The following is a 24,231-nucleotide window of genomic DNA, read 5'->3' as shown; positions in this document are numbered from 1 at the left end:
ATTCAGCAAAAATAGCAGAGCTGAACCAGCAATATGGCAACCGCATCAAAAAGGGCATTGAAATTGGCTATTACGCTCCGCGTAAGGACGATATCCTAGCTTTCCTAATGGACAAGGAATATGACCTGAAACTATTGTCCGTCCACCACAATGGTAGTTTTGACTATCTGGAAGATCCGGTCTTGCAGCTGGATAAGATGGAGCTGATTCCCTCCTACCTGAAAGAGTTGGAAGAGGCTATCGAGGCTGTGCCAGCAGATGTGCTAGCTCACTTTGACTATGGTTTCCGCAAATTTGAGCTTACCGTAGAGGAGTTGAAAACTTTTGAAGCAGAGCTGCGACAGCTTTTTCAAAAGATGATTGATCATGGTCTGGCTTTTGAACTCAACTGCAAGTCCATGTACCTCTATGAACACGAGGAACTCTATATCTATGCTCTTTCGCTAGTCAAGGAGCTGGGTGGCCAGCGCTTTTCAGTGGGATCAGACGGACATAAGCTGGAGCATTTCCGCTTGCGGTTTGACCGAGTGGCCAAAATCTTAGCTGAGGCCGGCATAGGTGAGGATCAGTTGATCTAGAAGGAGAAATCATGGCTAAGATTAGGCCTTTAAAATCAGAGGGAATCCCACTCCTAGAGGAATTTCTTTACCAAGCTATTTTCATACCCCAAGGTCTAGCGCCGCTGCCCAGAAGTATCTTGAAGGAGCCAGAACTAGAAATGTATATCAAGGACTTTGGTCAGCAACCAGATGATTGGGCTTTAGCGGCAGAAGTGGCCGGCCGGCTGGTCGGAGCCGTTTGGGTTCGCATCATGAAAGATTATGGCTATTATAACGACCGGACGCCCTCTCTATCCATTTCATTCCTGCCTGAGTTCAGGGGTCAAGGTCTAGGGCAGCAGTTGATGACGGCCATGCTGGACTTACTCAAGTCCAAAGGCTACCCAAGTGTTTCCCTCTCCGTTTCCAAAGACAATCCCGCCGTTGGCTTTTATCAAAGACTGGGCTTTGTCACGGTTGAAGAGAGGGAAGATGATTATTTGATGCTGTGCCGATTATAGCAAGAAGAAAGACCACCCAAACGAGCGGTCTTTTCGTATTATTGTGTCTGCTAGAAGGAGCCTCCTCCTCCTCCGCCCCCACCACCCGAGAAACCACCTGAAATACCAGATGACAAGCTGAAGTAGCTACTTGAGCTGGGAGGATTCAATGAAATATCAACATTGCTAAAGCCTGTGGCAAAACCTGTAGATATATTACTGAAGAAGAAACTTTCAAGATTTGTTTCTTCTAATTGAATGTCTCTTCCTTTTAATGTTTGACTGACTTTTTCCGCATAGCCAAAAAGAGTCGCATATACTAGAATTCGATTCCAGAGGATGATTCCCTCTACCTCAGTTTGACTAAGATGAGCAATATCGCGCAGCATGTTGGAGAAGCTCTGCCATTCAATTACTTCTTCTCTAAATTCCTTTTTTAGGTATCTATCTGCCATTCGATTCAATTTTATTTGAGCTGCTTTCCCAAGGAACCACGCGACAAATAGAAGCAAAGGATAAATGTAGGAATATGAGTAATCAAACTGTCCGGTAGTAAAAGGATTATAAAAAAGAGAACCTAAAGAGAGAATAATAATACCAATGTAATAGGAAATATAAGCTAATGAAACAGGTCTTTCTTCTTTTTTGCTTATTTTACGGTATCGTATAGGGAGATTTAAATCGACTCTTTCTTGACGGACATAGTTCGCAACAGTACGTAGAGCCTCTTGAAATTTCTGTCGTGTAGAAGACTTGGAGCTTTGTTGGTAATCTGGGAACATCGTATCGGGAGTAACTTTATCCTTATCGCCAAAGACCATTTCCAACAGTTTTATCTCGTAGCGGCTTAGGTTATCTAAGTGAACAATTTCCAGTTTCTCTCCTGATCTTCCAATGCGAAATTTTATATTTCCTCTGTCAATCAGATCCATTAAAGTAGCCTGTACTAAACTAGAAAAGCTAGGAGTTCCTGTTTTTCTAGTATGAGCAAGAGATTTTTCAATTGATATATTATAGATATTGTATGCAAGTTGCAGAGGAGTAAGATTCTGAGGCGGTTCATAGAGTCGCGTATTTTTAGGAAGCTTGTTTAGATAATAAAATCTTAGTAAATAGTAAAGAAAGCAAGCCAGACTTATAATCAGAAACGAGATAGCAATGCCTGGACCTAGGACATAAATTATAAAGCTATGTTGCTTCTGTTTTTCTTCAATTTCTTTTTCCTTCTCTTCAAATGGCTTGCGGTGGGTTGAAGGGATAATACTGGCAGTATCAATATCTGTAAATATACTCTTGTCCCAAGCGCCGTGCAATTCAAGTTTTGTTCCTTTTGTGAGATTATTTGATCTAACCGTCAGAATCTGATTTATTTTTTCTACCTTTGGTTGGTTTTTATTGAAGCCTGTATGGGCGAAAAGCTGAGCACTAGTATCGAAACGATCCGTAGAAACAGAAAAATATAATCGTCGAATATCCGCATCCCAATCAGAAATAGGTATCCAATTCAGCTCAGCTATATCTTGATACACCCAAAGCATATTTCGTAATTTCCAAGTTATAGTGATAATGACTTGATCACCAGATTTACCAGAATTATAGATTGTAATCTTTTTCCCATCTTTTACAGCCTCGTCTTTTATCTTTTGCGGGGACTTTTTCTGTCCATTGGTGATAATATCTATCTTAGGATTGTCTTCGATTTGAAAGCCTTTAGGCATCTTGCCAGCCTGGCCCAGCGTGATATATTGACCGTTGTAGGAACTGTCGTATTCAAAAGTTACTTCCTCTGTAAAAGTGGCTGTATTATCGCTATGCAGCTCTAGCTGTCCTACATAGGATGTAATCCTGCTCTCGACATCATCGGCCAATATGTGACGAGGAACAAAGATGCAAAGTAATGAAGTAAGAAGTGCTAGACTAAGCAGAAGTCTGTACAATCTGTAGGTGTTTTTCATAAATCTTCCTTTCGCTAATGCCTTATTATAACACGTTTCTAAGGCTCTGTCTTAATTTATTTTCAGTAACCAATGACTTCTACAAATGCTTTATCGTATTATTTGTAAGTTTTCTTGCCAAGTGGTAAAATAAAGCCGAAATAAAATATGTTCTCCTAGAGCAATCTAATCGATTAGTAATAATTAATTTGACTGTTCTTCGTAGTCAAATAGAGGAGTTGATTTTATGACTAATACTAGGCGAGCAGTGGTGGCGCTGAGCTTGGGTGTTTTGTTATTGCTAGCAGTAGGAATTCTACTGCAGGTTCATTTTTTGAGAATGATCATTTTGCTAGGTCTATTCTTTTTTGCGGAAGTATTTATCATCTGGCACTCGGGAAGTAAGTCTAAACCGCAGATTAGTGGCAGGCAAAGCCTTGAACTCTTCTGGCTTTATATCAAACGGTTGAAAATCTTTTATGTCACAATTATGTGTTTTGCGATTCCTTTCGTTTCCTTGTCTTCCAAGCCTGCTTTCGATTTGTTTTTTGTGCTTGAGTTGTTAGTATTCTTGCTCTTAAGCAATTATATCTTTAGCTCTTATGGCATTCAACCGCCCAAGAAAGAAAGAGCTTTTAAAGTCTAATAGCTTTGTTTGCAGCAGTTGATTTGACTGCTGTTTTTCAAAAAAGAAAAAGCCTGGATTTTTCCAGACTTTTTAGTGAAATGTGCAAGCTTAGTGTGCTACACGTTTGCGAGCTGCTTTTTTACGGTTTTCTTCGATGAAAGCCGCTTTTTGTTCTTCAGGTTCGATGACTTTTTTCTTGACTGCATATACTGCGCCTGCCACAGCAGCTACAGTAGCTGCAACTCCTGTAAGAACGCCTTTTCCAAATCCTTTAGCCATGTGATTTCTCCTTTTCTGAACTTTTATTATTTATGTTATAATTAATAGTAACGAAAAATCAAAATTTTTTCAAGGAAAAAAGATGAAAACCAAGATAATTGTGATAGTGGGGCCTACGGCAGTTGGAAAAACAGCTCTGAGTATCGAGGTAGCCAAGCGCTTCAATGGCCAAATCATCAGCGGTGATAGCCAGCAGGTCTATCGTGGCTTGGATATTGGCACGGCCAAGATTCGTCCGGAGGAGAAAGAGGGCATTCCTCATCATCTGCTGGATGTGCGGGCGGTTGGAGAAAGCTACTCAGCCTATGATTTTGTTACTGAAGCAGCTCAGACTATTCGTGAAATTGCGGCTCAAGGTCAGCTTCCCATCATTTGCGGTGGCACAGGGCTCTATATCCAGAGCTTGCTCGAGGGCTATCATCTGGGCGGCTCCGTCCCTCACGAGGAGATTCTGGCCTATCGGGCGCAGCTGGACAGTTGGTCAGATGAAGATTTGTTTGGGAAAATAGCAGAGCTGGGTATCGAGATTCCTCAGATAAATCGACGCAGGGCTATGAGGGCGCTGGAGATTGCCCATCTGGGCGGGCAACTAGAAAATAATCTTCCAGATTATGATGCCTTGCTGATTTGTCTAGATGATGAGCGACAAAAACTTTATGAGCGAATCAATCAGCGAGTAGATCTGATGATAAAAGCCGGACTTTTAGAAGAAGCCCGTTGGCTGTTTGAGAATGCTCCAACCAGTCAAGCCAGCAAAGGCATCGGCTACAAGGAACTTTTCCCCTACTTTGAAGGTCAGATAAGTCTTGAAGAGGCCGTGGACAAGCTCAAGCAGAATACCCGCCGTTTCGCCAAGCGCCAGCTGACTTGGTTTCGCAACCGGATGTCTGTAACCTTTTATCAGGTGGGAAATCCAGACTATAAAAATCAGGTCATAGAAGACATCAGGAAGTTTTTAGACAAGTAGCTGGCTGACCAAGTCTTAGTAAGGATATGAGATGATAGAAACAGAGAAAAAAACAGAGCGTGTCTTTTTGGTTGGTGTGGAACTGGCAGACACGGAGAATTTTGACCTATCCATGGAGGAGCTACAAAGCCTAGCTAAGACTGCAGGAGCTGAGGTGGTCGGATCTTATAGCCAGAAGCGGGAAAAGTATGATAGCAAGACCTTTGTTGGCTCTGGTAAGTTAGAAGAAATCCGACAGATGGTTGATGCCGAAGAAATTTCGACTGTCATTGTCAATAATCGCCTGACACCCCGCCAAAATGTCAATCTAGAGGAAAGTTTGGGCGTCAAGGTCATTGACCGGATGCAGCTGATTTTGGATATTTTTGCTATGAGAGCTAGGAGTCACGAGGGCAAGTTGCAGGTGCATCTGGCCCAGCTCAAGTACCTCCTGCCTCGCTTGGTCGGCCAGGGCATTATGCTCAGCCGTCAGGCAGGTGGCATTGGCTCTCGTGGTCCTGGTGAAAGTCAGCTGGAGCTCAATCGACGCAGTGTTCGCAATCAGATTCATGATATTGAGCGCCAGCTCAAGGCTGTGGAGAAAAACCGGGCAACCGTTCGTGAAAAGCGGCTGGAATCCAGTATTTTCAAAATCGGCCTCATCGGCTATACCAATGCTGGAAAGTCTACGATCATGAACTGCTTGACCAGTAAGAGCCAGTATGAGGCAGACGAACTCTTTGCGACGCTAGACGCTACGACCAAGAACATCAACCTCAGTGGCCAACTCAATGTCACTCTGACAGACACAGTTGGCTTCATTCAGGATTTGCCGACAGAGCTGGTATCCAGCTTTAAATCCACACTGGAAGAGAGCAAAAATGTCGATTTGCTGGTTCATGTCATTGACGCCAGTGACCCTCATCATGAGGAGCATGAAAAGACCGTCCTTGACATCATGAATGAGCTGGACATGCTGGATATTCCCCGGCTGACTCTCTATAACAAAGCGGACAAGGCGGAGGATTTCACCCCGACCTTGACTCCTTATTCTTTGATTTCGGCTAAGGCGGACAATAGCAGAGCTATTTTGCAGCAAGTCCTGCTGGAGCGGATGAAAGAGCTCTTTTTGCCTTTTACCATCAAGGTAGCACCGGCTAAAGCTTACAAGATTCATGATTTAGAGAAAGTTGCAATTATCGGAAATCGAGAATACATAGACGATGTCGAAGTCATTTCAGGCTGGATTGCCGAGAAAAACAAATGGAAACTGGAAGAATTTTATGACTGATTATATTGACTTGGCCCTGAAATACGGCGGTTTTACTAGCCTAGATAGGGTCTACTTAGAGCAAGTATTGGCTGGCCTGACAGAAGAGCAGAAGCTTAGCTTCATCACACCGCCGCCCAGCGTTATCAATGCTTACTTTGCTGAGCTTTATCAGAAGAAAAGTCCGGAAGCCGCGACAGCCTATTTTTTAGAAATCAGTCAGGCGCTGGACTTGTGGAATCCGGATCCTAGCTTTGTAGAAAGTAAACCTTTTGTCCGACTCAATCTTTCTGGCAAGTCCTATGGTTTTTGCTATGAGAGTGAGGAAGTCGGCTTGGTATTCCCTGAAAAGCCAGAGCAGGTAACAGCTGACTTGCTATTTGAAATCGCTCAAATCTTTCCCCAATACTTAGTCTACGAAGAAGCTGGGAGCATAAAAATGGTACCTCTCAAAGCTGAATCTCAAGTCGTGGACAGTCAGGCGCTTACTGCCTTGACCGATTGGCAGCAGCTGGCTGATGGCAGCCAGAGGGTTCTGGGATACAATCAAGATGAAGTCAGTCAGCTGGCTCAGTCCTATGCTGGCAGAAAATACTATCACTCGCAGAATCGCTCTGCCATGATTTATATCATTTAGAAAGAAAAACATGCAATTACAATTTTTAGGAACAGGAGCCGGTCAGCCCTCCAAAGCTCGCAATGTGTCCAGTCTTGTCCTCAAGCTTTTGGAGGAAATCAATGAGGTCTGGATGTTTGACTGCGGTGAAGGTACCCAGCACCAGATCTTGGAGACGACGATTAAACCGCGCAAAATCAGCAAGATTTTCATCACGCATCTGCATGGCGACCATATTTTTGGCTTGCCGGGCTTTTTATCCAGTCGTTCTTTTCAGGCTAATGAAGAGCAGACGGACCTAGAGATTTTTGGTCCCAAAGGTATTAAGAATTTTGTCCTGTCTAGTCTGCGCGTGTCTGGATCTCGTCTGCCTTATCGGATTGATTTTCATGAATTTGATGAAAACAGTCTGGGCAAGATTCTGGAAACGGACAAGTTCACTGTTTATGCGGATAAGCTGGATCACACGATTTTCTGTGTGGGCTATCGGGTGATGCAAAAAGATTTGGAAGGAACGCTGGATGCGGACAAGTTACGGGCAGCGGGCGTTCCTTTTGGTCCCCTCTTTGGTAAAGTTAAGAACGGTCAGGATATCGTACTAGATGATGGAACCAAAATCATCGCAGCTGATTATATTTCAGCCCCTCGCCCAGGTAAGACCATTGCTATTCTAGGTGATACTCGTAAGACTGCTGCTAGCGTCCGCTTGGCTGTAGCAGCAGATGTACTGGTCCATGAAGCGACCTATGGCAAAGGAGACGAAAAGCTTGCCCGAAATCATGGTCATTCGACCAATATGCAAGCAGCAGAAGTAGCCAAGGAAGCTGGCGCTAAGCGCCTCCTCCTCAATCATATCAGTGCTCGCTTTCTAGCTAAGGACATCAGCCAAATGCGCCGCGATGCCAGCGCTGTCTTTGAAAAGGTCCATGTGGTCAAGGACTTGGAAGAGGTGGAGATATGAGAACCATCATCATCACAGGGGCTAGCGGTGGACTGGCCCAGGAAATGGTTAAGCTCTTGCCCCATGACCGACTGATTTTGGTCGGACGGAGCAAGGCTAAGCTGGAAAAACTATATGGAGAAAAAGAAAATCTTGACCTAGTGGAGCTGGATATCACAGACAGCTCAGCTTTGGAAAACTTTGCTGAGCGGATTGATAGTAAGTACGGCCGCGTGGATGTCATGGTCAATAACGCTGGCTATGGGATTTTTGAGGAATTTGACAAAATCAGCTCCAGCGATATTGAGGCCATGTTTGAGGTCAATACCTTTGCCCTGATGAACCTGTCCCGTATCTTTGGAGCTCGCATGAAGCAGGCAGGTCGAGGACATATCGTAAATATCGTTAGTATGGCCGGCCTCATTGCAAGTAGAAAGTCCAGTCTTTACTCAGCGACCAAGTTTGCGGCTATTGGCTTTTCTAATGCCCTGCGTTTGGAACTCCTGTCTTTTGGGGTTTATGTCACGACAGTTAATCCAGGTCCTATCAAAACAGCCTTTTTCGATAAGGCTGATCCTGACGGTTCCTATGTAAAAGCAGTGGACAAGTATATCTTGGAGCCTGACTTTGTAGCAGGCAAAATTGTCAAATCCTTTGGCAAAAAGAAGCGGGAAATTAATCTACCTGGGATTCTCAATCTAGCCCACAAGCTTTATACCCTTTTTCCAAGAATTGCCGATAAGATGGCGGCCAGTATGTTTAACTATAAGTGAGGTTTTATGACAGCTAATCTACAAGCCTACAAAGCTCATCTGCAGGCTCCTTGGGGCAAGCTTCAGTATGATATTGTTTTTGCCTTTCTAGAGTCACTTAATGGCCAGAAAATCCTTGATTTCGGCAGTGGTTTTGGGATTGTGGCTGATTTTCTAGCGGAAAAGAACCAAGTGACCGCCATTGAGCCGAGCCCAGAAATGATTGTCGAGCGCAAGCAGGACTTTTCCTATGAGCAATTGCAAGGCAGCTTGGACCTTCTGCAACAATTGCCAGACCAGTCTTTTGAGGTCATCATCTGTCATAATGTTTTAGAGTATGTATCTGACCCTGCTCTCTATTTGACAGAATTTTCCCGTCTCTTAAAAAAGGACGGCAAAATTTCTCTGGTTAAACATCACGAGGTTGGGCGCATTATACATACAGTGGTTTTTGAAAATGACCCAGAAAAGGCCCGCCAGCTTTTGAAAGGTCAGGAATATCAAACCCATAGCATGGGAGCTGCAAAGGTTTATCAGGTTCAGAAAGTTATCTCAGGTCTTCCATTAGAAGTTGAAGATTATCAAGGACTACGGATTTTTTATGGCTTGCAAGACAATAACTATAAAACTGCTCCTGGCTGGGCTGAAAAGATGCTTGAGATGGAGCTGGCTGTCTGCAACCAATCTCCTTATCGGGACATTGCTGCCTTTCAGCATGTTTGGCTAGTCAAGTCCTAAATCGAATGAAAAAGTGCTCATTTACATCTTAAACAAACCTCGTAAGGAGAAAGCTTGATGCAAAGGAGAGAAGTCATAGAGTCAAGGCAGCCAGTCAATTATGCCCTGCTCAGCCTTTTTCAATATATTGCTTCCATTTTGGTAATTCTGGTTCACTGCCAGAGGCTTTTTGAACATGAAGCTCTACATTTTATTCAGAAGAGTATATTTGGCCGCATGGCGGTCCCTTTCTTTTTAGTTTCTTCAGCTTATTTTTTCCGAGTAAACTGGAAGCAAGAGCCTCATGATAAGAAATTGACTCTGTATATTAAAGGTATTTTAAAGGTCTATGGCTTTTGGAGTTTGGTCTATCTTCCCTATGCTTTGACTTATTTCCAATCACTGCATTTGCCCCTCTACCTAGCTCCTCTGGCTATTTTAGCAGCGCTCTTCTACATCGGAATGAGCTACCAGCTCTGGTATATCCCTGCCTTTCTCTTAGGCTTGCTGCTGGTCCATTTTTTGTATAGGAAGTTAGGCTCCAAGAAAACATTTGTTCTTTTACTGGTTTTCTACGCCTTAGGTGCTATTGAAACATATCACGCCTACCTTACGCCCAGTCTGCTGACGGACTGGTACGATGCTTATGCCAAACTCTTTTTCACTAGCAGAAATGGCCTCTTCTATACGCCTATTTTTATCTATTTAGGCTACTTTCTAGCTGATTATGGGCAGATAGCCTTATTTCAGAAAAAACGCTGGCTGTCTCTTCTCTTGGCAAGTCTTTTCCTAGCAGGCGAAGGAGTGTTGGTTTACATGAGGCAGGGACTGGATAAAAACTTTTTCTTTGCTCTCATTCCCTTTACACTTTTCTTATTCAATTGGCTGTTAAAAACTCGGTGGAAGCGCGAAAAAAACTGGCGACATTTAAAAGATCTAAGTATCCTTTATTTCTTTCTCCATCCTATCTTTATTGAGTTATCTTTCTTTCTGCTCAAATCCCAGCAGCTGACCAAGTGGGAAAATGGCCGTTGGGCCTTCCTTCTGACGATTATCCTGACCCATCTGACGTCAGAATTAGTGATTCGATGGCGAGGGAAAAAAACAGAAAAGAAATGAAAGCTTAGTTTTTTTGAAGAAGATCATATAGAGCGTTAAGAGTAACTATCAATTTTGAATAGAATTAGCTATAAAAACATTTCAAAGGAGTTCTACATGCTTGAACGTCTACAACAGCAGCTGGCTTTTACCAATGAGCTGGAAAAACTGAAAGCCACTCATCGTAACAATCGAACCTTGGATGCCTATCGTTTCGAAAATTCTGCAGAGCATAGTTGGCAGGGTGCGCTCATGGCGCTAGTTTTTCGAGAATATATCCCTGAAGAAGTCAATCTGGAAAAGGTCATGTCTATGTTACTGATTCATGATTTGGGCGAAATATATGCTGGCGATACCTTTATCTTTGACGATGTAGGAAAGAGTGATTCTTATGATAGAGAGCTTGAGTCCTTGAAAATCAGTTTAGATAAGCTGCCATCAGATCAGCAGGATTCCTTTTTAGAGCTTTGGCAGGAGTTTGAGACCGGCATTAGCATAGAGGCTAAATATGCCCGAGTGTTGGACGCTCTGGTTCCTCTACTCAATCACTTGGAAGTCGCTCAGCCTCATGACAATCCTTATGGCCTGACTAAGTCGCAGGTCATTGCTAAGAAATCCTTTATCCAAGAAACCTCTGAAACTCTTTGGGAATTGGCTCAGGAAATTATTGATCAAAGTGTTGCTAAAGGGCTTTACCTAGATGAGTGAGCCTGAGGGCCTTGCTCGTAGATAGAAAGTTTGAGACTGGTTGATCCAGTCTTTTCATGTTATAATATTCAGACAAGATTGAACGGAGAAAGTGTTTCACTCATCATGATTAGCTCAAAATACGACTGGCAGTTTGCCACTAATTTTACAGACGAAAAATTTTTAAAAAAGGCTAAGAAAGCTGGATTAGAACCCGCCGCTGCCAGTCTTCTTTACCAAAGAGGTGTGCAGACTGAAGAGGCTTTACAGGAATTTTTGGAGCCTAGTTTAGACCAGCTTCACAACCCTTATGACCTGCATGATATGGAGCGGGCAGTGGAGCGCATTCGCTCAGCCATTGAGAATTACGAGCAGATTTTGATCTATGGCGATTATGATGCTGATGGGATGACCTCGGCATCGATTGTCAAGGAAGCATTGGAGCAGCTGGGGGCTGAGTGTCAGGTCTATCTGCCCAATCGCTTTACGGATGGCTATGGTCCTAATAGCAGTGTTTACAAGTATTTTATTGAAAATCAAGGCATCTCGCTCATTATTACAGTGGATAATGGAGTGGCGGGCCTTGAAGCTATCGAGCTGGCCCAGTCTCTCGGCGTGGATGTCATTGTGACGGATCACCACTCCATGCCTGAGGAGCTGCCAAACGCCTATGCGATCGTCCATCCGGAACATAGCGGAGAGGATTATCCTTTCAAGCATTTAGCCGGTTGTGGGGTGGCTTTTAAGCTGGCAACAGCCTTGCTGGAAGAAGTCCAAGTCGAACTTTTGGACTTAGTTGCTATCGGTACCATTGCCGATATGGTCAGTCTGACGGGAGAAAATCGGATTCTAGTCAAATACGGCCTTTCTGTTCTTAAAAACACTCAGCGTGTAGGACTTCAGGAACTCTTCAAAATTGCTGGCATTCAGCCAGACGAACTGGACGAAGAAACGGTTGGCTTCCAAATTGCTCCTCGACTCAATGCTCTGGGACGATTGGATGATCCCAATCCAGCGGTTGAGCTTTTGACTGGCTTTGATGACGAAGAAGCTCGTGACATTGCGCTTATGATCAACCAGAAAAATGACGAGCGCAAGGAAATCGTCCAGCAGATTTATGAAGAAGCACAAACCATGTTGGACCCTAAGAGACCAGTGCAGGTGCTGGCCAAGGAAGGCTGGAATCCCGGTGTGCTAGGGATTGTCGCTGGGCGCTTGCTGGAAGAGTTGCACCAGCCAGTTATAGTGCTCAATATTGAGGATGGTATCGCTAAGGGTAGCGCCCGCAGTATTGAAGCGGTCAATATTTTTGAGGCTTTGGACAGCCATCGTGATCTCTTTGTAGCCTTTGGTGGCCACGCTGGAGCAGCTGGAATGACTCTTGAAGCAGACAAGCTGGCGGAGCTTGCTGATATCTTGACAGAGTATATCTTAGACAATGATTTGGATTTGACTGGCAAAACAGCCCTGTATTTAGATGAGGAGCTGCACCTGCCACAACTGACCCTGGATACGCTCAAAAGCTTTGAAAAACTTGCGCCTTTTGGTATGGACAATAAGAAGCCGCTTTTTTACCTCAAGGACTTTAAAGTGGACAATGCTCGGACTATGGGGGCTGGCAATAGCCATCTCAAGTTAAAAATTTCTCAGGAAGATGCATCTTTTGAAGTAGTAGCTTTTGGGCAAGGAAACCTGGCGACAGAGTTTGCCCAGACCAAGAATATGGAGCTGGCTGTCAGCCTCTCTGTCAATAAATGGAATGGACAGACCAGTCTCCAGCTCATGCTGGTAGATGCCCGTGTGGACGGTGTTCAGCTTTTCAATATCCGCAGCAAAAATGCGACGCTGCCTGACAAGGTTCCTGTCTTACGTTTCACAGAGGAATTGCCAGATTTGACAAATAGCAGAGCAGTTGTGGTTTATGACCTTCCCGATGATTTGCAGGACTTGAAGAAGATTCTTCAATCTCAGGATTTCGAAGCGATTTACTTTAAGAATGAGATTGCCAAGCCATACTATCTGACAGGTTATGGTACCCGTGAGCAGTTTGCCAAACTATATAAGACAATCTATCAGTTCCCCGAGTTTGACGTTCGCTATAAGCTCAAGGACCTAGCAGTTTATCTGAAAATTGATCCTATTCTCTTGGTCAAAATGATTCAGATTTTTGAAGAGCTGGGCTTTGTCAGCATCACAGAAGGCGTCATGACGGTCAATAAGGAAGCTGAAAAGAAAGAAATTGACAGTAGTCATATTTACCAAGACCTCAAGCGCATGGTCAAAGAACAAGAACTCATGGCTCTGGGCACCGTGCAGGAGATTTATGATTATTTGATGGAGAGATGAGATGGTACCAGACTAAGCCTAAGTCTTGCAAAGGAGAACATTTTAGATGAATGAAATTATCCTGAGCGTCAAAACTGAATTTTTTCTCTCTGTTCGATAGATTTGAAATCATCTCATCTTCTATGAAACAATCTAATCCTTTCCACTTGATGGAAAGGATTTTAACTTTCGTGAGATTTACCTTAAATGAATGTGAAATTGGCTTTTCTATGTAAATAATAGATAGGCTTAAAAAGTAAGTTTTTCTCTTACCATTTGGATGAAAAAGTGATATAATAGAGAGTAAAAAAATTTTTTGAAAGAAAGTATATCATGAATTTAAAAGACTACATTGCAACAATCGAAAATTATCCAAAGGAAGGCGTGACATTCCGCGATATCAGCCCATTGATGGCAGACGGAAATGCTTATAGCTACGCTGTTCGTGAGATTGTTCAATATGCGACAGACAAGAAGATTGACATGATTGTTGGGCCAGAAGCTCGTGGCTTTATCGTGGGCTGTCCAGTTGCCTTTGAGTTAGGAATCGGCTTTGCTCCAGTCCGCAAGCCTGGCAAGCTTCCTCGTGAAGTTATCTCAGCTGACTATGAAAAAGAGTATGGTATGGATACCCTGACCATGCATGCGGATGCTATCAAGCCGGGTCAGCGCGTTCTGATTGTCGATGATCTCCTTGCGACTGGTGGAACAGTGAAGGCAACAATTGAGATGATTGAGCGCCTTGGCGGTGTAGTAGCTGGATGCGCCTTCCTTATTGAGCTGGATGAGCTCAAGGGTCGCGAAGTTATCGGTGATTACGACTACAAGGTTCTGATGCACTATTAATACATAGTTTCTAGCTATATCTAGTTAGAGAAAAAGTATAATTGAAAACTATATCTCCTTTCAGTATAATGAAAGTACATTGGATAAACAAAGAATAGGCTGGAAAAGTATTTCCAAGCCTTTCTAACGATTGAAGGAGATATTTTCATGCCAATTAAGATTGATAAGAAACTGCCAGCTGTTGACATTTTAAGTTCTGAGAATATCTTTGTCATGGATGACGACAGGGCGGACCATCAGGATATCCGCCCTCTGAATATTCTGGTACTCAATCTCATGCCCCAGAAAATGGTGACGGAGACTCAGATACTGCGCCATTTGGCTAATACCCCGCTGCAGTTGACTATTGACTTCCTCTACATGAGCTCTCATCAGTCTAAAACGACACGTGCAGAGCATATGGAGACTTTCTATAAGACTTTTGATGAGGTTAAAAATCGCTATTTTGATGGCTTGATTATCACTGGTGCACCGGTAGAGCATCTGCCTTTTGAAGCGGTGGACTATTGGGAAGAGTTCCAGCAAGTGATTGAATGGTCCAAGAGCCATGTCTTTTCGACTCTGCATATCTGTTGGGGAGCTCAGGCTGGACTTTACGCTCGCTACGGCGTTGACAAACACCAGATGACACGCAAATTATCGGGTGTTTATAGCCAGTCAGCTGACAGCAGCAATCTGCTTTTTCGTGGTTTTGACGATGAGTTTTATGCGCCGCATTCCCGTCATACCGAAGTTCTGAAGGAAGATATTGTCAATCTGACCAATCTGGAAATTCTTTCGTATGGAGAGGATACGGGTCTCTCTGTGCTGGCTAGCCGTGACTTGCGAGAGGTGTATAGTTTCGGTCACATGGAGTACGACCGTGATACTTTATCCAAGGAGTATTTCCGCGATTTGAAGGCAGGGAAGAATCCACATATTCCAGAGAATTATTTCAAAAACGATGATGTCCATGCGATACCGGCCTTGTGTTGGAGTTCGGCCGCGGCACTCTTTTTCAGCAATTGGGTCAATTATGCTGTCTATCAGGAGACACCTTTCGACTGGGAGAGCCCTGAAAATGATGTATCGTTTTTTGCTTATCTATAAGAGGTGACATGACTTATTTATCAGCTTTTAAATCGGGTAATCTAGTAATCCCGAGTGCTCTTCTTTTACATTTTAAGGATATCTTTGATTCCAGCGATGATTTTTTGGTCTGGCAGTTTTTCTATCTTCAAAATACGACTTCTCTGGAAGAGTTAGCGCCTAGTCAGATTGCTGAGCATATTGGCAAGACCCTGTCAGAAGTCAATCGCTCTATGTCCCATTTGACGGAGAAAGGTCTCTTGCAGTATAAGACCATTGAGCTGAATGGAGAGACAGAGGTTATCTTTGATGCTTCGCCGGCTTTGGAAAAGCTGGATGAACTGCTGGCAGCAAAAAGCGGTCATCAGACTGTGGCAAAGACACCTCAGAATGTTTTGAAAGACTTGGTGGAGACCTTCCAGCAGGAGTTGGGCCGTCTCCTGACACCCTTTGAAATTGAGGACTTGACCAAGACTGTTCAAGACGACAAAACCAATCCTGACTTGGTCAAGGCTGCCCTTCGTGAGGCTGTGTTTAATGGCAAGGCCAACTGGAAGTATATTCAGGCTATCTTGCGCAATTGGCGTAAAGAAGGTATCACCACACTTGCTCAGGTAGAAGCCAAGCGGGAAGAACGTGAAGCAGCTAATCCTCAAAATGTGACAGTTTCAGATGATTTCCTCAATGCCATGAATTTGTGGAAGGACTGACTTTATTAGATTTGCAGTGGCCTGTTAGATACGACAGGCCCTTGATTTTATAAAAAAGGAGAAAAGTATGACCTATCAATTGCCAAAAGTCTGGTCTGCTGCGGACAGCGACCAAGGGAAATTTTCAGGTATCAATCAGCCTACTGCAGGCGCGCGCTTTGAACAGAAGCTTCCTGTCGGTAAAGAGCCTTTTCAGCTTTATTCACTTGGGACTCCAAATGGAGTTAAGGTGTCGATTATGCTGGAAGAGCTGCTGGCGGCAGGTGTGACAGAAGCAGCCTATGACCTATACAAAATCAGCATCATGGATGGTGATCAGTTTGGCTCTGATTTTGTGAAAATCAATCCCAACTCCAAGATTCCGGCCTTGTTGGATCAGTCAGCCCATAAGCCGATTTCTGTCTTTGAATCAGCAAATATCCTGCTCTATCTGGCAGAGAAGTTTGGAAAGCTCATTCCGTCAGATTTGGCTGGGCGGACTGAGGTGCTCAACTGGCTCTTCTGGCAGACAGGAGCAGCTCCTTTCTTGGGTGGCGGATTCGGTCATTTCTTTAACTATGCTCCCGAAAAGCTAGACTACCCCATCAACCGCTTTACGATGGAAGCCAAGCGACAGCTGGATTTGTTGGACAAAGAATTGGCCAAGAAATCTTATATTGCAGGAGATGAATACAGTATTGCTGATATTGCTATCTGGTCTTGGTATGGTCAGTTGGTCCAGGATAAGCTCTATCCAGGCGCAGCTGAGTTCTTGGATGCCACCTCCTACAAACATCTATCTGCTTGGGCGGAGAAGATTGCAGCTCGTCCGGCAGTCCAGCGTGGTTTAGCTGCCGAGTATCAGGAAATCAAATAAAAAAGTGATGGGTTGAACACCCCATCATCAAGTGGCGAGACAAAATCAGTTTATCAACAGGGTGATTTTTCCTCCGCTGCTTTTTTTAAACCCTTAAAAATGATATACTGAATAGGAGAATGTATAGAAAAGAGTAAGCAATGCAAAAAAAGACTATTTCCCAACGCTTGGAGCGAGTAGCTGCTTTTGTGCCAGATGGGGCAAAGTTGCTAGATGTTGGGAGCGATCACGCCTATCTGCCTATTTACCTGATTCAGGAGGGACGGATTGAGAAGGCTCTGGCCGGTGAAGTGGTAGAGGGGCCTTTTCAGTCTGCCCAGAAAAATGTTGCAGAACATGGACTGACAGAGCAGATTGAAGTTCGCTTGGCCAACGGTCTGGCGGCTTTTGAAGCAGAAGATCAGATTGTTACCATCGTTATCGCTGGCATGGGTGGTCGCTTGATTTCAGAGATTTTGGAAAATGGCAGAGCTAAGCTTGCGTCTATTTCCCGCTTGATTTTGCAGCCCAATAATCGAGAGGATGAGCTCCGCAGCTGGTTGATATCTAATGGTTTTCGCTTGCTGGCTGAGGATATCTTAGAAGAGGCTGGAAAGTTTTATGAAATCCTGGTAGCAGAAGCTGGCCAGCAAACTTTGACAGAGCAAGAAAAGCGTTTTGGTCCTTTCCTGATGAAGCAACAGTCACCTGCTTTTCAGTTAAGATGGCAGAAAGAACTGAAAAAACTCGAAGGAGCTCTAGCCCATATCCCAGAAAAGAATGAGCTGGAACGCTCTGCTATGTCCCAAAAAATCGAAAGTATCAAGGAGGTACTCCATGCTAGCAAGTGAAATCATCGCCCGTTATGAAGCCTATTGCCCACAAGAACTATCCATGGAGGGCGACATTTCAGGACTGCAAATCGGGACTTTGGACAAAGAAGTGTACAAGGTTTTGCTAGCTTTGGATATTCGGGAGCAGACTGTGGCGGAGGCTATTGAGGCAGGTGCTGGACTGATTATCGTTAAACATGCGCCTATTTTTCGCCCGCTCAAGGACCTAGTGGCAGATAAGGCACAAAATCAAATCATTTTAGATCTCATCAAGCATGATGTTGCTGTCTATGTTAGCCATACCAATATCGATGTTGTGGAGGACGGTCTTAATGACTGGTTCTGCCAGCTTCTTGAGATTGAGGAGACAAGTTATCTTAGTCAGACGGGGCCAGATTACGGTATTGGCCGCGTAGGGAAGATTGCTCCTCAGACCTTTGGGGAATTTGCGGCTAAGGTCAAGGCAAGTTTTGGACTAGATAGCTTGCGTATGGTCGCTTATGAAGAAGAGGATCTCGAACGCGTGATTGAGCGTGTAGCTATCTGCGGTGGCAGCGGTCAGTCCTTTTATCAAGAGGCCATTGCCAAGGGAGCGCAGGTCTACATTACAGGTGATATTTACTATCACACAGCTCAGGAAATGCTGACAGAAGGACTTTTAGCGATGGATCCTGGACACCATATTGAGGTTCTTTTTACGGAAAAATTAAAAGAAAAGCTTGATACGTGGAAGGCAGAAGAGGGATGGGAGATTGAGATTCTGGCTAGTCAGGCTTCGACCAATCCTTTCCGACATATTTGAGAGGGAGCGACATGAAAAAAGTAGCAGTAATTGGTGCTGGAATTGTCGGATCAACAGCCGCTTACTATCTGTCCAAATCCCCAGATGTGGAAGTGACTGTCTTTGATGATGGCAAGGGGCAGGCGACCAAGGCAGCAGCTGGCATTATAAGTCCTTGGTTTTCCAAACGTCGCAACAAGGCTTGGTACAGGATGGCGCGTCTGGGCGCTGATTTTTATCAAGACTTGATTGCGGAACTGAAATCGGCTGGAATCAAGACAGACTTTTACCAACAGACAGGTGTTTATCTGCTGAAAAAGGATGAGAGCAAGCTGCAGGAGCTTTATGATTTGGCTGCTAATCGTCGAGAAGAGTCGCCTCTAATTGGGGAGGTGAGTCTTCTCAGTCGTCAGGAAGCCTGGGAGAAATTTCCAGACTTACAAGGATTTGAGCGGCTTCTCTATGCTTCCGGCGGGGCCCGGGTGGAGGGAGCACTCTTGACGAAGACGCTTCTGAAAGCCAGCAAGGCAGAGTTGGTTGAGAAAAAGGTAAGTCTGATAGTGGAAGGGGAGGAACTTCTGGTTGATGGTTGTAACTTTGACTGTGTTGTCTTGGCTGTGGGAGCTTGGCTAGGAGAAATCTTGCAGCCACTGGGCTATAAGACAGATGTTCGGCCGCAAAAGGGACAGCTACGTGATTTCAAGCTGGCTGAAAAGACGGATGACTACCCAGTTGTTATGCCTGAGGGCGAGCTGGATATCATTCCCTTTCTGGCAGGCAAGGTCAGCGTCGGTGCCAGTCATGAAAATGATCAGGGCTTTGATTTGACGGTAGATAAGAAAGTGCTGAATCAGTTGCAGCAAGAAGCGGAAACTTACTTGCAGAGGTTAGCTACTGCAGAGATTTTAGGTGAGCGCGTGGGAACACGGGCTTATACCAGCGACTTTGCACCTTTCTTTGGAGCTGTTCCAGACTTACCGCATGTCTACGCTGCCAGCGGATTAGGCTCTTCTGGTCTGACAACTGGCCCGCTTATCGGACGCCAATTGGCCCAGATGGCTCTAGGAGAAGCGGGGCTGCTGAATCCAGCTGACTATCCTATTGAGCGGTATGTGAAGAAGAAGGCGCTTAAGGAAGATAAATGTTTTTAATATTTTTCATTTTACTAGTATTATCAATATCACTTATTCTATTTACTAGACGCAAAAGTCGTTCTCAACATCCTCTTGTTTTTCAGAATAATGATGAAAATCAGGCACTAGTAAAGAATACCAAACATAAAATAGGTTTCGGTGTCTTAGGTTGTTTTCTATCTAGTGTGGTAATCATTGTTTTATTAGCTCTTGTCTCTATGTTTCTGAGTTTCACAGACATGTGGGGAGTTTTTTCGCAAGTTCCGAAAGATAAAATGGAACTGGCTGTCCAAGGCTCTTATGAGCAGAGTGGCTTTGAAGGAAAGGTCAGAGTTGTAGATGCTAAGAAGAACTACACCACTTTTGATGGTTATTTAATCAGTGTCGAGTATTCTGAGGAAATTAATGGTAAAACGGTTAAGATTGGTGACCAAATTGAATATTACACCTCTCAGGATAAGAAACAGGGAAAAACGGATATTGACCTAAAGCTTGAAAATGGAGACGCAATTTATCAAGCTTTCCCTAGTATCGCTTATAGAGGACTTGAGCTGAGTCCGGGTTTTAGTGAAACTTTACAGACTGTAAAAGATAGCTTCACAAAGGCTGATAAGAAGAAGTTGCATCTAGAATCCCTTGATTTTATGATAGATAAAGATGCGCCAAATATTGATGAATACGAGGCTCTTATAAAAAAGAATCTGGAACAAGGCCGGCCTTTGCAGGGCTTGTATCCAATCCCTATTTCTGATATGTTGGAAAAAGAGGCTCTTGCCATCGAAATGAAGGTAACTTTGAACGTGGAGCAGGAAGATGGAACTATCATTAGTATTGGTCAAGACCAGAAGAATGATGATAAAATCAAACAGATTTTACAAGAACAGCTAGATTTAACTAAGCTACCAAATGCTCGCTATCTTATGGCTATTAGTGTCGGAAAAAATAGTAAACATTCTGGATTTGGTGAATATGAAGTCATTGTTCAAAATCATCAGATAGTTAGATTTTCTATCCAAAATACATAATATTAAGTTAGAGTAAGTTTTTTAGGTATTGCTTTAAATTACAGCTTGTGGTTGTGCAAGTGTCACGATTGAGGTTTTCTTAAAGTTACTAGTTCTATGTGGAGAAGGTTTGATATGACAGAAACTATTTTGAATTGGGTCAATGTTTGTGTTAAAAAAGATGATGAAATTTTACTGCTTAATCGCCAACATGATAACTTTAAGGGATGGATACAACCAGGTGGGAAGGTAGAGTTTCCAGAATCTTTTTTTGAAGCTGCAAGGCGCGAATTAAAAGAAGAAACGGGGCTGACTGCTCTAAACTTGGAATTGAAGGGGATTTCAGGCTTCACTAATCCAAGTAAAGAAGAACGGTATGTATATTACGATTTTCTTTGTACTGCCTTTGAAGGACAAGTTAGGGGAAACGATCATGAAGGGGAGCCCAAATGGTGGAAGATTTCCGAACTTGGACAAATAGATATGCAGGACGACATACGTGAACGTTTGCCTCTCTACTGGCGGAAAGGCTCTTTCGAGCGGATTCATTACTGGAATGAGGAAAAGCACTGTATCGGGGAAACCAAGACGATTTTGTATGATTGATTTCAGAGGATAAGGAGAAGTTATGGACTGGTTACGATCGCAGCCTGTGGTTATGCAGGCTTTATTAGCGGGGCTTTTTACATGGGGATGTACCATTGTGGGCTCGGCTGTTGTATTTTTCTTTAAACAAGTCAGTCGCAAGTTGCTGGATATTATGATGGGCTTTGCGGCAGGCGTCATGATTGCGGCTTCCTTTTGGTCGCTTCTGGCACCGTCGATTGAGTATGCGCAAAGTTCTTATAGCAAGCTATCCTGGCTGCCTTCAGCGATTGGTTTTTTAGTGGGAGGTTTTTTCCTGCGGCTGATTGATGCAGTAGTGCCTCACTTGCACTTGAGCAAGGACATTTCGGAGGCAGAGAGTGTTCCTGAGCATAGCCGCAAGAAGCTGTCCAAGACAGCCCTGCTCTTTTTAGCCATTACCATTCACAATTTTCCAGAAGGTTTGGCAGTCGGAGTAGCCTTTGGTGCTTTGGCCGCCAATCCTAGTCCGGAAGCCTTTGTCGGTGCGATTGGCCTAGCTTTGGGAATTGGCCTGCAAAACGTCCCAGAAGGAGCGGCTCTGTCCATTCCGATTCGGACGGACGGCAAGTCTAGGCTTAAGGCCTTTTACTGGGGTTCCATGTCCGCTATTGTAGAGCCAATCCGGGCTGTTCTGGGGGCAGTTGCTGTTATGGCCATGACGGCTATTCTACCCTATGCTCTTTCCTTTGCGGCGGGTGCTATGATTTTCGTGGTGGTAGAGGAGCTGATACCGGATTCGCAGACCAATGGCAATACAGATGTGGCGACTTTAGGTCTCATGGTGGGCTTTGTTCTCATGATGGTCTTGGATGTGGCTTTGGGATGATGCCAACTTGGAATTAAAGAGCGGAATAAAGCGGAATATCCACTCTTTTTCTTTTATTATTTAAGGGTAGTGAAAAGGATGACATCCGCTTTCAAAAATGGTAGAATAAGGAGAATACATTAAGAGAGGAAACTCATATGAAAGGTATTATTCTTGCAGGTGGTTCTGGTACACGTTTGTACCCATTGACCCGCGCTGCGTCAAAACAGCTCATGCCGGTTTATGACAAACCCATGATTTATTATCCACTGTCAACTCTTATGCTGGCTGGTATCAAGGACATCTTGATTATCTCCACTCCGACGGATCTGCCTCGTTTTGAGGATCTGCTGGGAGATGGCTCTGAGTTTGGTATCAAGCTTTCTTATGCAGAGCAGCCAAGTCCAGACGGGCTGGCACAAGCCTTTATCATTGGGGCTGATTTCATTGGAGATGACCGCGTGGCGCTGATTCTTGGGGATAATATTTACCATGGACCAGGTCTGAGTAAAATGCTCCAAAATGCTGCTGCTAAAGAAAAAGGAGCAACAGTTTTTGGCTACCATGTTAAGGATCCAGAACGCTTTGGTGTAGTAGAATTTGATGAGAATATGAATGCTATTTCTATCGAAGAAAAACCAGAACAGCCGCGCTCTAACTATGCAGTGACAGGACTGTATTTCTATGATAACGATGTCGTCGAAATTGCCAAGAACATCAAACCAAGTCCTCGCGGTGAATTGGAAATCACTGATGTTAACAAGGCTTACTTGGATCGTGGTGATTTGTCTGTTGAGCTTATGGGACGTGGTTTTGCCTGGTTGGATACAGGTACTCATGAAAGTCTTTTAGAGGCAGCTCAATATATCGAAACAGTTCAGCGGATGCAGAACGTTCAGGTGGCGAATCTGGAAGAAATTGCCTATCGTATGGGTTATATCACTAAAGAGCAAGTGCACGAATTGGCGCAGCCATTGAAAAAGAATGAATATGGCCACTATCTCTTGCGCTTGATTGGAGAAGAATAAGAAGATGACGGAACAATTTTTTGATAAGGAATTAGCAGCGCGTGAGGTTCCTGGAATTCCTGGAATGCTGGAGTTTGATATCCCTGTTCGTGGGGACAATCGAGGCTGGTTTAAGGAGAATTTCCAAAAGGAAAAAATGCTGCCGCTAGGCTTTCCTGAAAGCTTCTTTGCAGAAGGAAAACTGCAAAATAATGTCAGCTTTTCTCGTAAAAATGTCCTGCGTGGTCTTCATGCAGAGCCCTGGGACAAGTACATCTCAGTTGCTGATGACGGCAAGGTGCTGGGTTCTTGGGTAGACCTGCGTGAGGGCGAGACCTTTGGCAATACCTACCAGACAGTAATCGATGCCAGCAAAGGGATTTTTGTGCCGCGTGGCGTCGCTAACGGTTTCCAAGTCCTTTCTGACACGGTTTCCTATAGCTATCTGGTGAATGACTATTGGGCTTTGGAACTCAAACCTAAGTATGCCTTTGTCAACTATGCAGACCCAGCTTTAGGCATCCAGTGGGAAAACCTAGAAGAAGCAGAAGTCTCAGAAGCAGACAAGAACCATCCGTTGCTCAAAGATGTTAAACCTTTGAGTAAAGAGGATTTGTAATATGCTAGGTGGTGAATTTTTAAATAAGAGAGAAAACAAGAAATGGATGTTGAATTTACTTTTATCAGTAACATTGCTCTCTTTAAACCAAGTATTCTCATCATTGAGTAAGAATACCTATGAAGTTTCAGTATTGGAAATTTTTAAAATTTCTAGTACATCTGCTATTATAATGTTTATGGGACTCTTTACCAGTGAAGAGAACTTTGACATATGGATTGGTGGAATTAAGAGTTGGTCTAGATTAAGGAAAATAATTTGGCTTGTTGCACTAATAACTTTATCTTTATTAAACTACTTTATTTTTGATAAATTCTTAGTACCAAGTCTTAATACCGTTGATTTATTTATCTATGAATCAGGTTTGTTACGTAATGCATATATTCTACTAGTAAATATCCCTCAATATTTAATGTTATTATGGAATGGCTTGATTTTGTGGATTGAAATAGCTTCATCTTCATTATTTATATCCTTACCTATTAACTTTATTATTGCTTTTTCCTATGACTGGATTGAGAAAAACTTCCTTAATATTGATAATGACTGACTGATATTTAAGTATTACTAAGTACTTGTTCTATAAAAAACGAAGGAATAGAAAGAATTTTATGACTGAATACAAAAAAATTATCGTGACAGGTGGAGCTGGTTTTATCGGTTCTAACTTTGTCCATTATGTTTACAATAACTTTCCAGATGTCCATGTGACAGTGCTGGACAAGCTGACTT

At 43.6% G+C, this 24,231-nt stretch carries 28 protein-coding genes; 26 read left to right on the top strand and 2 right to left on the bottom strand.

From position 1 onward, the window contains the following. Nucleotides 1–578 (top strand): hypothetical protein (locus RWS24_RS08685; RefSeq protein WP_314366768.1); only part of this gene is annotated, 578 nt, incomplete at its 5' end. A gap of 11 nt (nt 579–589) precedes the next feature. Then, on the top strand, nt 590–1,060 hold the full coding sequence (locus RWS24_RS08680; RefSeq protein WP_314366766.1) for an N-acetyltransferase: 471 nt from the start codon (nt 590–592) through the stop codon (nt 1,058–1,060). A 50-nt stretch (nt 1,061–1,110) separates the two neighbouring features. Here the strand turns inward: RWS24_RS08680 and RWS24_RS08675 are convergent, their stop codons facing one another. After that, a complete protein-coding gene (locus RWS24_RS08675; RefSeq protein ID WP_314366765.1) occupies nt 1,111–2,994 on the bottom strand; it encodes a DUF2207 domain-containing protein in 1,884 nt (627 codons plus the stop codon). A 226-nt stretch (nt 2,995–3,220) separates the two neighbouring features. On the opposite strand from RWS24_RS08675, the gene RWS24_RS08670 reads away from it, so the two are divergent. Further along, nucleotides 3,221–3,619 (top strand): hypothetical protein, encoded by a 399-nt coding sequence (locus tag RWS24_RS08670; RefSeq protein WP_314366764.1) that lies wholly within the window; start codon nt 3,221–3,223, stop codon nt 3,617–3,619. A 90-nt stretch (nt 3,620–3,709) separates the two neighbouring features. Here RWS24_RS08670 and RWS24_RS08665 read toward each other — a convergent pair whose 3' ends face one another. Continuing rightward, nucleotides 3,710–3,880, bottom strand: coding sequence for a DUF3042 family protein (locus RWS24_RS08665; protein WP_002895160.1), 171 nt, complete (start codon nt 3,878–3,880; stop codon nt 3,710–3,712). Between the two features lie 82 nt (nt 3,881–3,962). On the opposite strand from RWS24_RS08665, the gene miaA reads away from it, so the two are divergent. From miaA to RWS24_RS08550, 23 genes are all read left to right on the top strand, one after another. Continuing rightward, a complete protein-coding gene (gene miaA / locus RWS24_RS08660; RefSeq protein ID WP_314366762.1) occupies nt 3,963–4,847 on the top strand; it encodes a tRNA (adenosine(37)-N6)-dimethylallyltransferase MiaA in 885 nt (294 codons plus the stop codon). A 31-nt stretch (nt 4,848–4,878) separates the two neighbouring features. Further along, a complete protein-coding gene (gene hflX, locus RWS24_RS08655; RefSeq protein WP_125351072.1) occupies nt 4,879–6,117 on the top strand; it encodes a GTPase HflX in 1,239 nt (412 codons plus the stop codon). Beyond that, a complete protein-coding gene (locus RWS24_RS08650) occupies nt 6,110–6,733 on the top strand; it encodes a cystathionine beta-lyase (protein ID WP_314366760.1) in 624 nt (207 codons plus the stop codon). Before hflX ends, RWS24_RS08650 begins: the two co-directional genes overlap by 8 nt. Nucleotides 6,734–6,743: 10 nt before the next feature. Then, on the top strand, nt 6,744–7,673 hold the full coding sequence (gene rnz, locus RWS24_RS08645) for a ribonuclease Z (protein ID WP_314366759.1): 930 nt from the start codon (nt 6,744–6,746) through the stop codon (nt 7,671–7,673). Next, nucleotides 7,670–8,425: an SDR family oxidoreductase gene (locus tag RWS24_RS08640; RefSeq protein ID WP_314366758.1), complete on the top strand. Its 756-nt coding sequence runs from the start codon at nt 7,670–7,672 to the stop codon at nt 8,423–8,425. Before rnz ends, RWS24_RS08640 begins: the two co-directional genes overlap by 4 nt. 6 nt (nt 8,426–8,431) lie before the next feature. Further along, complete coding sequence (locus tag RWS24_RS08635) at nt 8,432–9,142, top strand: methyltransferase domain-containing protein (protein ID WP_314366757.1); 711 nt, start codon at nt 8,432–8,434, stop codon at nt 9,140–9,142. Between the two features lie 57 nt (nt 9,143–9,199). Further along, nucleotides 9,200–10,240: an acyltransferase family protein gene (locus RWS24_RS08630; RefSeq protein ID WP_314366756.1), complete on the top strand. Its 1,041-nt coding sequence runs from the start codon at nt 9,200–9,202 to the stop codon at nt 10,238–10,240. Nucleotides 10,241–10,336: 96 nt separating this feature from the next. After that, complete coding sequence (locus tag RWS24_RS08625; RefSeq protein ID WP_314366754.1) at nt 10,337–10,927, top strand: HD domain-containing protein; 591 nt, start codon at nt 10,337–10,339, stop codon at nt 10,925–10,927. Nucleotides 10,928–11,032: 105 nt separating this feature from the next. Further along, complete coding sequence (gene recJ / locus RWS24_RS08620) at nt 11,033–13,252, top strand: single-stranded-DNA-specific exonuclease RecJ (protein ID WP_314366752.1); 2,220 nt, start codon at nt 11,033–11,035, stop codon at nt 13,250–13,252. Nucleotides 13,253–13,564: 312 nt separating this feature from the next. Beyond that, entirely contained in the window at nt 13,565–14,077 is a 513-nt protein-coding gene (locus RWS24_RS08615) for an adenine phosphoribosyltransferase (protein ID WP_002906315.1), read from the top strand. A gap of 147 nt (nt 14,078–14,224) precedes the next feature. Further along, nucleotides 14,225–15,166, top strand: a complete 942-nt coding sequence (gene metA, locus RWS24_RS08610) for a homoserine O-succinyltransferase (RefSeq protein ID WP_314366751.1) — start codon at nt 14,225–14,227, stop codon at nt 15,164–15,166. An 8-nt stretch (nt 15,167–15,174) separates the two neighbouring features. Next, entirely contained in the window at nt 15,175–15,855 is a 681-nt protein-coding gene (locus RWS24_RS08605) for a DnaD domain-containing protein (RefSeq protein WP_314366749.1), read from the top strand. 67 nt (nt 15,856–15,922) lie between these two features. After that, a complete protein-coding gene (gene yghU / locus RWS24_RS08600; RefSeq protein ID WP_314366747.1) occupies nt 15,923–16,711 on the top strand; it encodes a glutathione-dependent disulfide-bond oxidoreductase in 789 nt (262 codons plus the stop codon). 140 nt (nt 16,712–16,851) lie between these two features. Continuing rightward, nucleotides 16,852–17,541: a tRNA (adenine(22)-N(1))-methyltransferase TrmK gene (locus tag RWS24_RS08595; protein ID WP_314366746.1), complete on the top strand. Its 690-nt coding sequence runs from the start codon at nt 16,852–16,854 to the stop codon at nt 17,539–17,541. After that, nucleotides 17,528–18,325, top strand: a complete 798-nt coding sequence (locus RWS24_RS08590) for a Nif3-like dinuclear metal center hexameric protein (RefSeq protein ID WP_314366744.1) — start codon at nt 17,528–17,530, stop codon at nt 18,323–18,325. The genes RWS24_RS08595 and RWS24_RS08590 overlap by 14 nt, the downstream gene beginning before the upstream one ends. Nucleotides 18,326–18,336: 11 nt before the next feature. Next, on the top strand, nt 18,337–19,455 hold the full coding sequence (locus RWS24_RS08585; protein WP_314366742.1) for an FAD-dependent oxidoreductase: 1,119 nt from the start codon (nt 18,337–18,339) through the stop codon (nt 19,453–19,455). After that, the gene (locus tag RWS24_RS08580; RefSeq protein ID WP_314366741.1) at nt 19,446–20,462 is read left to right on the top strand and encodes a hypothetical protein; all 1,017 of its coding nucleotides are present in this window, start codon (nt 19,446–19,448) and stop codon (nt 20,460–20,462) included. Before RWS24_RS08585 ends, RWS24_RS08580 begins: the two co-directional genes overlap by 10 nt. A gap of 114 nt (nt 20,463–20,576) precedes the next feature. Then, nucleotides 20,577–21,047, top strand: a complete 471-nt coding sequence (locus tag RWS24_RS08575) for an 8-oxo-dGTP diphosphatase (protein WP_311154871.1) — start codon at nt 20,577–20,579, stop codon at nt 21,045–21,047. Between the two features lie 22 nt (nt 21,048–21,069). Beyond that, a complete protein-coding gene (gene tmpA / locus RWS24_RS08570; RefSeq protein WP_049541305.1) occupies nt 21,070–21,894 on the top strand; it encodes a ZIP family manganese transporter TmpA in 825 nt (274 codons plus the stop codon). Nucleotides 21,895–22,031: 137 nt separating this feature from the next. Beyond that, nucleotides 22,032–22,901, top strand: a complete 870-nt coding sequence (rfbA, locus tag RWS24_RS08565; protein ID WP_002897349.1) for a glucose-1-phosphate thymidylyltransferase RfbA — start codon at nt 22,032–22,034, stop codon at nt 22,899–22,901. A 4-nt stretch (nt 22,902–22,905) separates the two neighbouring features. Next, nucleotides 22,906–23,499, top strand: a complete 594-nt coding sequence (locus RWS24_RS08560; protein ID WP_314366736.1) for a dTDP-4-dehydrorhamnose 3,5-epimerase family protein — start codon at nt 22,906–22,908, stop codon at nt 23,497–23,499. Between the two features lies 1 nt (nt 23,500). Then, nucleotides 23,501–24,049, top strand: a complete 549-nt coding sequence (locus RWS24_RS08555) for a hypothetical protein (RefSeq protein ID WP_111675660.1) — start codon at nt 23,501–23,503, stop codon at nt 24,047–24,049. Between the two features lie 61 nt (nt 24,050–24,110). Next, a partial coding sequence (locus RWS24_RS08550; protein WP_314366770.1) for an NAD-dependent epimerase/dehydratase family protein occupies nt 24,111–24,231 on the top strand: 121 nt, incomplete at its 3' end.

The sequence above is a fragment of the uncultured Streptococcus sp. genome (assembly GCF_963528215.1).
In the GTDB taxonomy this organism is placed as follows: Bacteria; Bacillota; Bacilli; order Lactobacillales; family Streptococcaceae; genus Streptococcus.
The sequence above is the reverse complement of the archived record's forward strand: the minus strand, read 5'-3'. Positions and strand labels throughout refer to the sequence as shown.